The sequence below is a fragment of the Paraburkholderia sp. RL18-101-BIB-B genome (assembly GCF_046026985.1).
Lineage (GTDB): Bacteria > Pseudomonadota > Gammaproteobacteria > Burkholderiales > Burkholderiaceae > Paraburkholderia.
Genome location: NZ_JARESV010000004.1, coordinates 1 through 14490, shown reverse-complemented (window position 1 = coordinate 14490; position 14490 = coordinate 1). Strand labels below are relative to the sequence as shown.

Here is a 14490-nt window from a genome sequence, read left to right as displayed (position 1 = left end):
ACCTGGAGCATCGAGAGATGGAGTGGGCAATAGGCACGCGCCGGAGTGCAACCGCCGCCGCGGCGAGCGTGGCGTTTTATGCGGCGGCAGCCGCTACCGCACAGGCGCAGCAGTCGGCGCAAACCGAGGGCAATGCGCAGCAGAACACCAGTACGAGCCAAGCGGGCGCGACTGCGGCCGGTACGCTGCCTTCGATCAGCGTCGAAGGCTCGGCCGACAATGACGACACGGTGGGCCTCGTTGCACGCCGTAGCAGCACCGGCACCAAGACCGACACGCCGCTGAAGGAAATTCCGCAGACGATCAACGTCGTTACCGCACTGCAGATCGAGGAGACCGGCGCGACCAGCATCAACGAGGCGCTGCGCTACATTCCGGGCTTCTCGACCTATGGTGCGGATGTACGCTCCGACTGGTATTCGGTGTTGCGCGGCTTCACGCCGACCGTGTTCGTCGACGGCCTGCAAGTGCCCAATACGCTCAATCTCGCGAGCTGGCGTGTCGATCCGTACATGATCGACAGCATCACGGTGCTGCGCGGTCCGACCTCGGTGCTGTACGGCCAGGGCGACCCGGGCGCGATCATCGACGTGCAGAGCAAGCTCGCCAACGGCGAGCGCATTCGCGAAGTGGAAATGCAATTGGGCGACTACGCGCGCAAGCAGATCGCATTCGACGTGGGCGACAAGGTCGATAGGGACGGCACGCTGTCCTATCGTTTCCTCGGCGTGGGACGTGACGGCAATTCGCAGACCGGGCCGAATCCGGAGCAGCGCGTGGCGTTGGCGCCCTCGGTGAAGTGGCAGCCGAACGCGAAGACTTCGCTGACGGTCGAGGCGACTTATCTGCAGGATTGGGGCGACGCATCGAATAACTTCTTGCCGGCACAAGGCACGATTTTGCCGAATCCGAATGGCAAGATTTCGCCGGACCTGTACACGGGCGATCCGGAGTTTTCGCACTACCGCAAGAAGCAATGGTCGGTGGGTTATCAGTTCGAATACAAGTTCGATCCGGTGTGGACGTTCCGGCAGAACACTCGCTTGATGCATCTCTCGCTCGATCAGGGGCAGGTGTTCGGCGGCGGTCTCGATCCGGCCGATCCGACCGAGGCGTCGCTGCTGCGCTATGTCGGTCTGTACCAGATGAACTACAGCCGCTTCGATGTCGACAATCAGGCGCTGGCCCGCTTCGGCACGGGTCCGCTCGATCATACGGTGCTGCTGGGCTTCGAATACAACCGGCAGTCGACCACCGATAGCGAATCGATGGCGACCGGTCCGAGCCTGAACATGTACAACCCGGTGTATACGCCGATCACCAACGCGATCTTCAGCGGACCGGACGCGTTCCCACGCACCGACACGAAGTCGACCATGAATGCGTTCGGCGTGTATGCGCAGGACCAGATCAAGTGGCAACGCTGGGTGCTGACGCTCGGCGGGCGTCAGGACTGGAGCAACACCGCGCAGAACGACATCGCCGGTGGCAGCCGCCTCGAACAGAACGATCATGCGTTCTCCGGGCGGGTTGGGCTCGTGTACCTCGGCGATTACGGATTGTCGCCGTACATCAGCTACTCGACGTCGTTCAATCCGCTGGTCGGCGTGAAGATCGCCGGCGGCGGTATTGCCGAGCCGACCAAAGGCAAGCAGATCGAAGCCGGTTTGCGCTGGCAACCGGCCGGCAAGAACCTGATGCTCAGCGCGGCGGTTTATCAGATCAACCAGACCAACGTCGTCACGCCGGACCTCGCGATCGACCCGAGCGGCAGCACCAGCGTGCAGACCGGCGAGGTGCGTTCGCGCGGGATCGAGTTGAGCGGCGTGGGCAATGTCACGCGCAACTTCTCGGTGATCGCCGCGTACGTGTATCAGGACGTGAAGAACATCAAGGCCGGCGACGACACGCTCGGCAAGTGGCCGGTGGATATTCCGCGGCCACGCCAGATGGCGTCGTTGTGGGGCGACTGGACGTGGCATGCCGGGCCGCTGGCAGGTCTCGGCTTTGGTGCGGGCATTCGCTACCAGAGCGGCGCGGCGGGCGCCGCCGACAACTCGCTGTATGTGCCGAGCTACACCGTGTACGACGCAGCGGTTCACTACGAAACGCGCAACTGGCGCTTCGCGGTGAACGGCCAGAACATTTTCAATCGCCGGTTCGTGAGCGGTTGCCAGTCCGTGAATACCTGTTTCTATGGGAATCCACGCACGGTGATCGCAACCGCGAAATACGACTGGTAAGCATGTGGCAATGACTCACACATAGGAACCGACTATGCCGAAGAAGAAACTCGTTTACATCTGGTCGCTCAGAAACGCCGCCGCCGACAAGGCCGGCCAGGAGATCGCGTACAAGAGCGGCACGCGCTACATGAAGTCGGTGCTGGAGTCGCTCGTCGAGGCGCTCAACGGCACCGAGCTAGGCGATCAGTACTCGCTCGAAAAAGTCATTTACGACGACGATGCGGGCTCCAGCGTGGATCGCGAGAAACTGAAGGAATATGGCTTCGCCTATGAGCCGGGCAAGCGCTGGTTCTATCCTCCGAACTTGCGTGTGCAGGGCAAGCCGGTCAACGATCTACTGCTCGCGATTCCGTCGACGTATCGGCGTGAACCGGTCGATGCGCCAGGCCGCCCGGCAGGCAAGAGCGCCTTTGAAAAGCATCTGCTCGATACGCTGGTGGAGTTGAAGGCCGATATCGTCGTGCTGGATGGTTTGCTGATCATTCTCGACGAACTGGTGCGGCCGGGTGCGCCGTTCTATCGCAAGATCGTGAATATCCATCCGGGCGTCACGCGCGCCGAATCGCCGTACGAGCGGCGCGGCGCGTATGCGACGCTCGACGCGCTCTATGGCGCGCGCGGCAAGAAAGTGGTCAACTGGAAGACGATGGAAACCGTGGCGGTCGAACCGCTCTATCTGACCGGCGCATCGTTTCACTACGTCGACAACGGGATCGATTCTGGCGAGGTGATTCACGACGTGCTGAATACCGAAATCGATAAGGACGATACGATCCTCGAACTGCGCTGGAACAATTTCAACCGCAGCCTTTTTCCAGCTTTGAACGAAGGGCTCGCGATGATGGCCGGGCAGTCGGTGCAAGTCGAGGCGTGATTGGCGAAGCGTGCGCCGCTTTGGATGCTACTTGTGGGCGCACGCCGCCGTCGACGGAGCACTGTTCAGCACGCGTCGCATCGGGCTGGTTGCTGTTGCTGCTGCGCGGGCGTGTGCTTCTTGACGCCAAGTCTTCGCGACGCGCTGCCGGAAATCACGAAACTGAGCGCAGCAAGCACCCACACGCCGACTCCGCCGTAGACCATTACCCAGCCGAAGCCCTGCATCAACGCGGCATGTACGACGCTTCCTGAAGGGTCGATTTGTGTCAACGCCGGCATCCCGGTTCTGATCGCTTCGACATCGCCGGCCGCAATTTTCTCCGCGAGCTTGCCGAGCGGCGCGGTGTCAAGCGACTTCGGCAGTCGCGTCTTCAGATTGAACAGAATGCCGCCGACCAGGATCGCGCCCATCAACGCGATGTTGATCGCGAGCGTAATCATCCGCGCGCTCATATCGATGCCCGAGGCCATGCCCGCGCGTTCGGCGGGAACCGCGGCGGTCGTCGTATTGGTGACGGGCGTATTGGTGAGGCCGAGGCCCGCGCCCGCCACCACGCAACCGGGCAACATGGTCCACACGTCAGCATGCGCGGCGCTGCTGCCGTATCGCATCAGCATGAAGCCGAGGCCGATTGTGAAAAGGCCGGCAGGTATGGCGATTCCCGAGCCATAACGCAATGCGAGCCGTTCGCCGAGCGGCGGAAACAGCAGCGTCGGCAACGTGTAGGCGAGCAAGGCGAGTCCGGCGCTCACGCTGTCATAACCGAGACCGATCTGGAAATAGATCGGCAGATAGATCATGAACGGCCAGAAGCTGAAGTTCATGCCCGCCGAGCCCATCAGTGCGCCGGAAAACTGCGGAATCCTGAACACAGAAAAGTCGAACATGGGACGCGCACTGAGCTTCTCCGCAAACAGAAAAGCCACGAAGGCGACCAGTGTTACCGCGATGATGAAAAGCGCTCGCGGATCGCCGAAGCCGAGCGCCGGAACCTGCGTGATGAAATACACGAGCCCGAACACCGCCAGTGACAACGTGACGATGCCGGCAACGTCGAGCGTATGCGCGTGCGGGTCGCGCGATTCCTGCACGCCGCTGAAAACGAGCGTCAAGGTCACGACAGCGAGTAGCGCGTGCACCCAGAAGACCCATTGCCAACTCGATAGCGCCACGATCGCCCCGCCGATGATCGGCCCAAAGCCGAGCCCGATGCCGAAGATGATGCCCCACGCGCTGAATGCGCGAGCGCGTTCGGGTCCTTCGTTGAACTGATGCGATAGCACGGCCACCTGGCAGATCAGCATGGCGCCGCCGCTCGCGCCTTGCAACAGGCGCGCGACGATCAGCGTCGGCACGCTTTGCGCGAGTCCGCAGATCAACGAGGTGATGCCGAACAGGGCGATGCCGATCACGAAGACGCGTCGGCGGCCGAATCGGTCTGCCAGCGTGCCGGTCGCCATCAGGACGGTGGTCACCGCGAGCGTGTACGCGTTCATGATCCACTGCATGCCTTTGAAGTCGCCGTGCAACACGCGCTCGAGCGTCGGCAGGATCACCGGCACGCTGGAGATTTCGAGGCCGAACATCAGCGACGCAAGACACACCGCGCCCAACGCCAGCGTGTTTTTGCGCAGCGAGAGGAAGGTGGCCGGTTGCGAAGTTTCGCTCGCGATGGTTCGTGCAGGGCGCGGCTCGCGCGAGATCGCTCGATGCTCTGCAGTCGCAGCCGCGCGGGGCCGTTCTTCGCGCCGTGGCGGCGCGATCGGATCATTGGACATGAAATTTCACCTTGTTAGTCGATGGGCTTGCCCACCACGGACTGTGTAATATAGGGGGAATTTATGTCCCCATTGACGCATGAAAGTCCCAGAAATGTGTCTCAATGGGAACCAATAAGGCAAAGGGTATGAGCGACATCCTCGATGGTGTGACGACGTTCGTGCGCGTGGTCGAAACGGGCAGTTTCGCGCTCGCGGCGGAACGGATGAACCTGACGCGCTCGGCGGTCGGCAAAGTGATCGTGCGGTTGGAGAAGCGTCTCGGCGTACGCCTGCTCAATCGGACGACGCGCAGCCAGAGCCTCACCGAAGACGGCCAGGCTTACTACGACCGCTGCGTGCGCGCGCTGGCCGAACTCGAAGCCGCAGAAGCCGATCTGGACTCTGGGCGACGCGAGCCCAAAGGCCGATTGCGTGTGAGCGTGCCGCAGGCTTTCGGTCATTACTGCGTGGCGCCCGTGCTGCTCGGCCTCGCCCGCAAGCATCCGCAATTGAAGATCGACATTTCGATTACCGACCGCTTCGTCGACGTGATCGAAGAGGGTTTCGATCTCGTGGTGCGCGTGGGTCCGCTCGCGGACAGCGTGAGTCTTGCCGCGCGCAAGCTCGGCATGCAGCACGCGAGCATCGGCGCCGCGCCAGCCTATCTGGCGCGGCATGGCACGCCGGCGAGCGTCGACGAATTGCGCGGACACGCCGTGATTGCCTACTTGCGGGCAGGGTCGGCGCAGCCGTGGGATGTGGTCGACGTCGACGGGCAAATCCGCCGCGCGCAAGTTCAGCCGCAGCTTGGTTTCGACGACATGAAGGGTATTGTCGATGCCGCTCTCGCCGGCTTCGGCCTCGCGTGGCTGCCGAGTTGGCTATTGGCCCGTTATGCGCAAACAGGCGAGCTGGTGACGGTGATGGAGAATTGTTTCCGGCCTGCTCAGGAGATCCACCTGGTGTGGCCGAAGAGTCGCTATCTGGCGCTGAAAACGCGCTGCGCGATCGATGCGCTGGTCGCGGAGATTCCCGCCATGATCGGGGCGCCCGCCGCGGGCGCCCCGAGTTCACGCGATGCTTAGAACTGCAGCGTTGCGCTGGCTACGGCGGTGCGCGTCGGCGATGGCGCCACGTAGTAGCCCCACGCCGTCGTCCAGTAACGGCGGTTGAACAGGTTGTTGATCCCCGCGCGGAATGTCACGTCCTTGCCGGCGATCTTCGTCTCATAGCGGCCGCTCAGATCGAACGTGGTGTAAGCCGGCACGAACTGCGTGTTCTGCGCGTCGACGGCCTGGTTGCCGACGTACTTGCCGCCGAACGCCAGCGTCAGCGGACGCAGATACGACGGGTTGTATTCGATCCGGCCCGTCACGGTGAAGCGCGGCGCGCCGTAGATGCGCTTGCCTTCCACGGTCGGATCGTTGACGTCCATGGCCTTCGTGTCGAGCCACATTACGCCGCCCATGACGCGCCATTCGCTGGTGAGCGCAAGCCAGCCGCTCGCGTCGAGGCCCTGATAGCGCTTGGTGCCGTCCTGCACGAAGATGTTGTCGACGTTCGTGTAGTTGTAGCCCTGATCGACGCGGAACAGCGCGAGGTTGGCGCCCCACTTGGCGTGGTCGGTTTTAAAGCCGACTTCGTACTGCTTGCTGCGCAGTGGGCCGAACGTGTCCGGGTAGTTGAGGTTGGTGTTGGACGCGGCACCGCCCTGTTCCAGCGACTCGACGTAGCTCGCGTACAGCGTCGAGTACGGATCAGTCTTGAACATCAGCGCGAAAGTCGGCGTGACAGGGTCCGCCTGGTATTGCGACGACACCGCGCCGCTCGGGTCGTACACGTGCTGCTGATATTGCGTGTAGCGCACGCCGACCAGCGCCGACAGACGCGACGTGAGCTGCACGGTGTCGCTCGCGTACACGGCGGCTTGCGTGATGCGCTGCTGACGGTACAGGTCCGAGCCGATGCTGACTTCGTCGTTGGTCAGCAAGGTGCTGGCGTACAGATTGCCGTTGCCGAGGAAGTAGCCTTCGTTCCAACCCGTGCTGTTGCTGTATTCGCTGGTTTGCGTTTCGAAACCGGCGCCCACCACCACGTCGTGCTTGATGCTGCCCGTGTTGAAATGGCCTTGCACCATGCCGTCGACGTTCTGGTAGAAGTAACGCGTCATGGCCGCATAGAGCGTGTTCGAGTAGTTGCCTGCGGCGTCGGAAACGAACAGGAAGCTATCCGAATTGGTGCGGTTCTCCTTGGCGAAGCGGTACTTCAGGCTCGCGTGCCAGTTGTCGGAGATGCGGTAATCCAGGCCCGTGCCGAACGAGGCCATCTCGGTCTCGTAGTAGTTCTGCGGTTGCGTGAGCGCGTGGGTGACTTTGCTCGCGTCGGGAATGCCGCCGGCGTCGCCGCCGAACATCAGGCCGAACAGCGTGCCGTTGGTTCTGCGCTTCTGGTAGAACGCGTCGGCGCTCCACGTCAAGTCCGGCGTAATGCGGAAGTCGAACGCGAGCGAGGCGACCTGGCGGCGCACGTGGCCATGGTCCTCGGCGGTGTTGCCGTTTTCGTTGACGAGGTTCAGGCGGTAGCCGAAACGGTCGTCATTGCCGAAGCGGCCGCCCAGATCGACGGCCTCGCTGAATACGCCAGCCGACCTGTAGCCGACCGTGATGCTGCGGTACGGCGTGTTGGTGGGACGCTTCAACACGTAATTGACGATGCCGCCCGGCGAGCCGAAGCCATACATGAAGCCGGACAGGCCCTTGAGCAATTCGACCTGCTCGAACGGTTCGAGCGAGAGATCCGTATCCCACGACGGGAAGGTCTGGCCGTCCACCTTGATGCTGTTCAGCGTGTCGATCGGCATGCCGCGCACGGTGAACATCGAATTTTCGCTGATCGCGTTTTCGCTGATCACCGACACGGCCGGATCGTACTTGTACAGATCGTTGGCGGTCGTCGCGAACAGATCCTGCGCTTCGTCGCTCGTCACGATGTGAGTCGAAAACGGCGTGTCCACCTGCTTGCGCGAACCCAGCGCGCCTGCGCTGACCGTGTCGGCCTGCGCCACGGTGGTGTCTTTTGCCGCCGAGACGCTCACGGCCGGCAGCGTCGCGGCGGCGTCGCTGGCCGCGACCTGCGCCCAGCCCGGAGTCGACAGCGTGGAAAGCGTCAAACCGACGCTGGCCAGAAGCCCCGCGCTCAGCAGCGAGGGAGTACGGCGTTGGCCGCGCACAAACGCCGGTCGGCCGGCGACAAAGAATTTCTGCATGTTGTTCGAATTGGACAGAGTGACGCTCGCCGCGCACCAGAAATGTGCGAAACGACGTCATCGGAAGCGGGTGGTTAAGTAATCGAAGTGTAAGAACGCGACTGCTCTCAAATGGTAATGCATCTGATTCGCATTAACAATCTGTTTGTTTCGAGTTCTTAGTCATCTATAAGACATCTGTCATAAGACAAGGTGAAATCGGCCCAAAGCCTTATCCGGCGGGGCTCGGCCCCTTGGAGGGTGTTTCCGGGATATGTTTGTTTAGCAGCGAGTAGAGGAAAACACGCATATACTCACGCTCTGGCCGTAGAAAGTAGTGCCGTGCGTCGCGCCGCCTTGTTGTTTTGCCGCAACGCGCCGGTCGGCACCACCCAACGCTCTGTCTAACACTTCACCTAGCAAAGCACCGAACATGTCCACACCGCCGAAGATCATCTACACCCTGACCGACGAAGCGCCTGCTCTGGCGACCTACTCGTTGCTGCCGATCGTGAAGGCGTTCACGCGCTCGTCCGACGTGATCGTCGAGACGCGCGATATTTCGCTTGCCGGCCGGATCATCGCTGCATTTCCCGACTACCTGAGCGCGGAACAGAAGGGCTCCGACGATCTGGCGGAACTGGGTGGACTCACCACGCGTCCGGAAGCGAACATCATCAAGCTGCCGAACATCAGCGCGTCGGTGCCGCAACTGAAGGCCGCGATCACGGAACTGCGCGATCAGGGCTACAAGCTGCCGGCGTACCCGGACGTCGCGAATACCGACGCTGAAAAAGACGTCAAGGCTCGCTACGACAAGATCAAGGGCAGCGCGGTCAACCCGGTGCTGCGTGAAGGGAATTCGGACCGCCGCGCACCGCTGTCGGTCAAGAACTACGCACGCAAGCATCCGCACAAGATGGGCGCCTGGAGCGCGGACTCGAAGTCGCACGTCGCGCACATGAGCGGCGGTGATTTCTACGGCAGCGAAAAATCGGCGCTGATAGCGGCAGCCGGCGCGGTGAAGATCGAACTGACGGCCGCCGACGGCTCGAAGACGGTCCTGAAGGAAAAGACCGCCGTGCAAGCAGGCGAGATCATCGACGCTTCCGTGCTGTCGAAGAACGCGCTGCGCAGTTTCATCGAAGCGGAAATCGCCGACGCGAAGGCGAAGGGCGTGCTGTTCTCGGTGCACCTGAAGGCCACCATGATGAAGGTGTCGGATCCGATCATCTTCGGTCACGTGGTGTCGGTGTTCTACAAAGACGTGCTGACCAAGCACGCCGACGTGCTGGCGCAAGCCGGCTTCAACCCGAACAACGGCATCGGCGATCTGTACGCGCGCCTGAAAGACCTGCCGGCTGAAACGCGCGAAGCGATCGAAGCCGACGTCAAAGCGCAATACGCACAGCGTCCGCAACTGGCCATGGTCAATTCGGACAAGGGCATTACCAGCCTGCACGTGCCGAGCGATGTGATCGTCGACGCGTCCATGCCGGCCATGATCCGCGAGTCGGGCAAGATGTGGGGCGCGGACGGCGCGCTGCACGACGCCAAGGCCGTGATTCCGGACCGTTGCTACGCGGACGTGTATCAGGCGGTGATCGAAGACTGCAAGAAGCACGGCGCGTTCGACCCGGTCACGATGGGCACGGTGCCGAACGTCGGCCTGATGGCGCAAGCGGCTGAAGAATACGGTTCACACGACAAGACGTTCCAGATCCCGGCAAACGGTGTGGTTCGCGTGACGGACGCTGCCGGCACGGTGCTGATCGAACAACCGGTGGAAGCGGGCGACATCTGGCGCATGTGCCAGACCAAGGACGCACCGGTTCAGGACTGGGTCAAACTGGCGGTCAACCGCGCCCGCGCCACCAACACGCCTGCCGTGTTCTGGCTGGACGCGGCGCGCGCGCACGACGCCCAGATCATCAAGAAGGTCGAGCAATACCTGAAGAACCACGACACCAACGGTCTGGACATCCGCGTCATGACGCCGGTCGAAGCGACCAAGTTCTCGATCGAGCGTATCCGCGCCGGCAAGGACACGATCTCGGTCACCGGCAACGTGCTGCGCGACTACCTGACCGACCTGTTCCCGATCATGGAACTGGGCACCAGCGCGAAGATGCTGTCGATCGTTCCGCTGATGGCCGGTGGCGGCATGTTCGAAACCGGCGCGGGCGGTTCGGCGCCGAAGCACGTTCAGCAACTGGTCGAAGAAGGTTTCCTGCGTTGGGATTCGCTGGGTGAATTCCTGGCGCTGGCCGCGTCGCTCGAACATCTGAGCAGCGCCTATCACAACCCGAAGGCGCAGGTTCTGGCCAAGACGCTGGATCAGGCAACCGGCAAGTTCCTCGACAACGACAAGTCGCCGGCGCGCAAGGTTGGCGGTATCGACAACCGTGGCAGCCACTTCTACCTCGCGATGTACTGGGCGGAAGCACTGGCCGCGCAAACCGAAGACGCCGCGCTGCAAGCGCAGTTCGCCGGCGTGGCGAAGGCACTGGCTGAGAACGAAGCGAAGATCGTCGAAGAACTCGGTGCGGCACAAGGCAAGCCGGTGGACATCGGCGGCTACTATCGTCCGAATGTCGAACTGACGAGCAAGGCCATGCGCCCGAGCGCCACGCTGAACAAGATCGTGGACGCGGTTGCTTAAAGCAACGAAGTAAGCGGTAAACATTACGATGGCGCTTTCGAGCGCCATCGTCGTTTTTACTCCAACGTGAGCAGCGGCCATACCGGCCATCACACGTGAACGATTTCCCAATCGCTGAGCTTCTCTGGAATTTCCAGCGTCGACGTGTCGTCGCCTTCCGAGAGATGCGGGCAGATCAAGCCGCGCGCGAGGTCGTCGGCCGCCTGTTGCGGGCTGGCGAATTCACCGAGCGTTTCGTTGCCGTAGGTTGCCTCCCAGCCGTCGTGGCCCGGCAAAATGTAGAAAGCACCCTGATTCGAACCGAAGCGAAAGCCTTTCATTTTTAGTCTCCCAATTGCCATTTAAAAACCGCGATGCCGTGGCGGCTTCGTTTCACAGGTTGGGATTCTTCAGACTATATTTCCGCCTATCCCACTCCGCTCGACTACTGAAGCACCGGCTCTTGTAAAAGAGTCTACGTCAGCAGGTAGTGTCGCAAGTGGTTGTTAGACGCCTCGTTTGATCAAAAAATATCCTTCAAAAAGAAAGACTTATCGTCTGTGTTTCGTGATGTGCAACGTGGGGCGGCATTGCGAAATGCCGGTTTTGTGCCACGCACCACGATTTTTTACGAAGCGCGCGATCGTTCCGCATCGTGAAATTTTAGGGGTTCAGGTGCGGCCCTCGTGCGGGCGGGCCGGATGGCAAAGCAGCGTGGCGAGCGCCGCCGTCCCAATCAACCCGCGATCCGGCGCAGGAAATCGAGCATTACGCGATTGAATTGCGCCGGCCGTTGCAGCGGGGCGAAATGGCTCACGCCGGGCAGCAGGATCAACTCCGCGCCGGGAATGCTGCGGGCGAGATAGTCGGCGTGTTCCGGCTTGATGAATTCGTCGTGCTCGCTTTGCACGATCGCGGCCGGCACATCGATCTGAGCCAGATCGTCGGCGGAATAGTTGGGCTCGGTTTTCATCATCGTGCTGACCGCGCCGACAAACGCCTCGAAGTCGTCCGGTGTCGACGATAGCTGCGCGTAGTCTTTCGCATGACGGCTGAAGCAGCGCTCGATCACCGGCGTCGGCACGAACGGCTTCGTGCCGCTCGGGTCCATGTTGCAGCCGAAGAAGAACACGCCCGCCACGCGCTGCGGCGCGGCGCTGCCCAACACCATCGCGACGCAGGCGCCGTCGCTCCAGCCCACCAGCGCAGCGCGTTCGAGTTGCAGCGCGTCCATGACGGCCAGCACGTCGGACGCCATCAGCTCGTAGCGGTAGGGTCGCGCGTCGCGAGTGCTGCGGCCGTGGCCGCGGCTGTCGATGACCACCACGCGATGCCCCGCGCCGAGCAGCGCGGGCACCTGGTAGCCCCAATTGCCGCTGTGCCCGAGACCGCCGTGCAGCAGAATCACCGGCGCGCCGGCGCCATACGACGCGTACCAGATTCGCGCGCCTTCGTGCTCGGCATAGCCTTCGTCGCTCGGGACCGGCAGCGGCGCCGCGCCGTGAGCTTCGAACTGTTCGAGGTCGTCGTCGTGCGGGTTGGTGGAGGATTCCATCGCTGTTGTCTCCGCTGTATGGGATTCGCTAGGTTGCCAGCGTTGCCACCAGAAGATCAACCGACCTACGAGTTTTTGCGTGCCGACAAGTCCGCTGTCACTGCATACCGGACGACTCGTAACTCACATCCGATACCACCCCATTCGGGTCGATGGTCACGATCAGATCACGCTTGGAGAACTTGAGGTTGAACGCCGAACCGCTCGTGGTGTGGTACGCATAAACGAGGGCCTGGCCATTCTTGTCCTTGATGATCGGATAGACAGCATAGCCAGCGGGTCTGCCCAGCAACGCAATGACCTGATCGCGAGTCGTCGTGCCTTTGACGATGGCCGAGCGCTTCGACGCGTCGAACGTACTGGCGTCATCCTTGAATGTTGAGACGAATACGTTCGATACCATCACGTCCTTCCAGAAGCCCAGTTCCAGTGAGCGCGCCGGTATCACGCCGGTTTCGAGCGGCGTGCCGCCAGTGGATGCGTACGCGTAAGACAGCAGCGTGACGTCTTCCTCGTTCTTGGTGACGGTGCTCTGGCGAAACGGACTGCCGTACTTTGCTCGCGCGTCGGTCATAGTCGTTTTGCCGTTTTGCAAAGCCGCATCATCGGGACGGACGAAGTTCGTGCCGGCGCAGCCACTCAGAATGCCGACGAGAGCGGCACTCAGGCAAATCATCGCAATCTTGTTCATAAAGTCCCCCGGGACAACGCAAAAAAATCGTGCGGTCTGCACTGTTTTGATTGCTGCTCTGTCAAGCGAGCTTTTGCATGTCCCGCGAACAGTGGATATCGACGGCATTGACGATAAACACCGCGCGGGATTATCGACACTTAGCTAGAAACGTACGCCACATATGGCCCCGTGCCACCGCCCGAAGAAGCGCGGCCCGAAATCCCGTAATACACATGACGGCCATAAAAGAACGGCAAACCGAAGTCGAACTGCCGGGTCATATAGATGCCGAGATTATTGAATGCGTTATTCCCCGATGAAGTCAGCGTCGCGCCGTTTGCGATATTGAAGCCGAGTGTCACGCTCGCCGGATTGGTCCCCGCCAGCGTCGAGGTACGGCCCACGGTCGCAGCCGGAATGTAGTATCCCGACGACACGTCGCGCGCGATGGTCGTGTCCGGGAAGAACAGCACCGTCGAGCCCGAATCGAAGAACGTCTGCGTGAACGTGGTGCCGCCATAGGACGACGTGAAGTCGCCGTTCAGGTCCGTTCGGATAATCGGCGCGCCCGTGCCGTTCAGCACGTTATTGGCCTGCGTGTCGATACCGAACACGAGCGTGCCTTGAGCCGTCGCGCTGCCGCTATCGGACACCTGCGCCATTTCCAGAATCACACCGTTGTTATCCTGCGGGAATCGCGCGACCGGGTTGCTGATCTGTTTTGCGATGGGCACCGAGGTGGCATTGCCGGCATTGGTGTAATAGAACTGCGAGAGCGTCGTCAGGGCACACTGCGAGCCGCAGTCCGTCGGGCTCACGCCGATGCCGAGAATGCCGTTTGCGCCGAGATCGCCGGCGGTGGCCAATGGCCGGCCCACTTGGCATTCGCTCGGCGCGGCAAGGGTTAGCGCTGAATCGCCGATCACATGAATCGGCACCGACGGTGCAATCTCGCTCGACAGCGCGATGTCCGCGAGATGCACCGAACCCCATGCATAGCCGCTGCCGAACAGCGCGCATTCAGCGAGCGGCAGGACGCTCGACTGATCCGTTTCGGCGGTGAGCGCACTGAAGGTGGCATTCGGAATCGCTGAGCGAACCAGACGCAGCCCGAACGATGCCGTATCGACGATCACGTTCGGAATCGTCGTGCAACTCGCGGTCGCGTTGGAGCCGGGCGCGCAGATTTTGACGCTGACCATCGGCTGGTTGTGAATGCCCGTTCCGCTCACCGTCACCGACATCGTGTTGCCGGGGCCGGCCGGCGTCGGCACGGCAGACGCGTCGACGGCGAGCACGTTGGGTGTCGAGTCGTTGGTAAGGGGATTGGACGTCGTGCCGCCCGGTCCCGTCGGCGCACTGGCGGCAGCCGGTGCATTTGCCGTGGAGTTGCTGCTGGAGCCACCGCCACCGCCGCCGCAGCCGGCGAGATTGAGTGCCAATCCGAGCCCCAATGCTCTCAACTTAAGCCCCATTCCATCAAGCGACCTTGTA

General features: G+C 61.9%; 10 protein-coding genes. 4 read left to right on the top strand and 6 right to left on the bottom strand.

Annotation, left to right across the window (positions count from 1 at the left end):
* Window positions 1-17: 17 nt before the first annotated feature.
* Together P0D73_RS08395 and P0D73_RS08390 are read left to right on the top strand one after the other, a co-directional pair.
* On the top strand, window positions 18-2243 hold the full coding sequence (locus P0D73_RS08395; RefSeq protein ID WP_408430875.1) for a TonB-dependent siderophore receptor: 2226 nt from the start codon (window positions 18-20) through the stop codon (window positions 2241-2243).
* 34 nt (window positions 2244-2277) lie between these two features.
* The gene (locus P0D73_RS08390; RefSeq protein ID WP_408314274.1) at window positions 2278-3120 is read left to right on the top strand and encodes a N(5)-hydroxyornithine transformylase PvdF; all 843 of its coding nucleotides are present in this window, start codon (window positions 2278-2280) and stop codon (window positions 3118-3120) included.
* 65 nt (window positions 3121-3185) lie between these two features.
* Here the strand turns inward: P0D73_RS08390 and P0D73_RS08385 are convergent, their stop codons facing one another.
* Window positions 3186-4901 carry an MFS transporter gene (locus tag P0D73_RS08385; protein ID WP_408430872.1) on the bottom strand — a complete coding sequence of 572 codons (1716 nt, stop codon included), beginning with the start codon at window positions 4899-4901 and terminating at the stop codon, window positions 3186-3188.
* Between the two features lie 128 nt (window positions 4902-5029).
* Between P0D73_RS08385 and P0D73_RS08380 the strand changes: the two genes are divergently transcribed.
* On the top strand, window positions 5030-5968 hold the full coding sequence (locus tag P0D73_RS08380) for a LysR family transcriptional regulator (RefSeq protein ID WP_408314271.1): 939 nt from the start codon (window positions 5030-5032) through the stop codon (window positions 5966-5968).
* On the opposite strand, the gene P0D73_RS08375 is transcribed toward P0D73_RS08380, so the two are convergent.
* Window positions 5965-8148: a TonB-dependent siderophore receptor gene (locus P0D73_RS08375; RefSeq protein ID WP_408430869.1), complete on the bottom strand. Its 2184-nt coding sequence runs from the start codon at window positions 8146-8148 to the stop codon at window positions 5965-5967. The two genes, P0D73_RS08380 and P0D73_RS08375, sit on opposite strands and share 4 nt — an antisense overlap.
* 412 nt (window positions 8149-8560) lie before the next feature.
* Between P0D73_RS08375 and P0D73_RS08370 the strand changes: the two genes are divergently transcribed.
* Window positions 8561-10789 carry an NADP-dependent isocitrate dehydrogenase gene (locus tag P0D73_RS08370; RefSeq protein ID WP_408430866.1) on the top strand — a complete coding sequence of 743 codons (2229 nt, stop codon included), beginning with the start codon at window positions 8561-8563 and terminating at the stop codon, window positions 10787-10789.
* 89 nt (window positions 10790-10878) lie between these two features.
* Here P0D73_RS08370 and P0D73_RS08365 read toward each other — a convergent pair whose 3' ends face one another.
* The 4 genes from P0D73_RS08365 to P0D73_RS08350 form a co-directional block, all read right to left on the bottom strand.
* A complete protein-coding gene (locus P0D73_RS08365; RefSeq protein ID WP_132378762.1) occupies window positions 10879-11109 on the bottom strand; it encodes a hypothetical protein in 231 nt (76 codons plus the stop codon).
* Window positions 11110-11504: 395 nt separating this feature from the next.
* On the bottom strand, window positions 11505-12323 hold the full coding sequence (locus P0D73_RS08360) for an alpha/beta fold hydrolase (RefSeq protein WP_408430864.1): 819 nt from the start codon (window positions 12321-12323) through the stop codon (window positions 11505-11507).
* Between the two features lie 97 nt (window positions 12324-12420).
* A complete protein-coding gene (locus P0D73_RS08355; protein ID WP_408177233.1) occupies window positions 12421-13014 on the bottom strand; it encodes a hypothetical protein in 594 nt (197 codons plus the stop codon).
* Between the two features lie 140 nt (window positions 13015-13154).
* A complete protein-coding gene (locus tag P0D73_RS08350; RefSeq protein WP_408431296.1) occupies window positions 13155-14471 on the bottom strand; it encodes a DUF3443 domain-containing protein in 1317 nt (438 codons plus the stop codon).
* Window positions 14472-14490 lie beyond the last annotated feature (19 nt).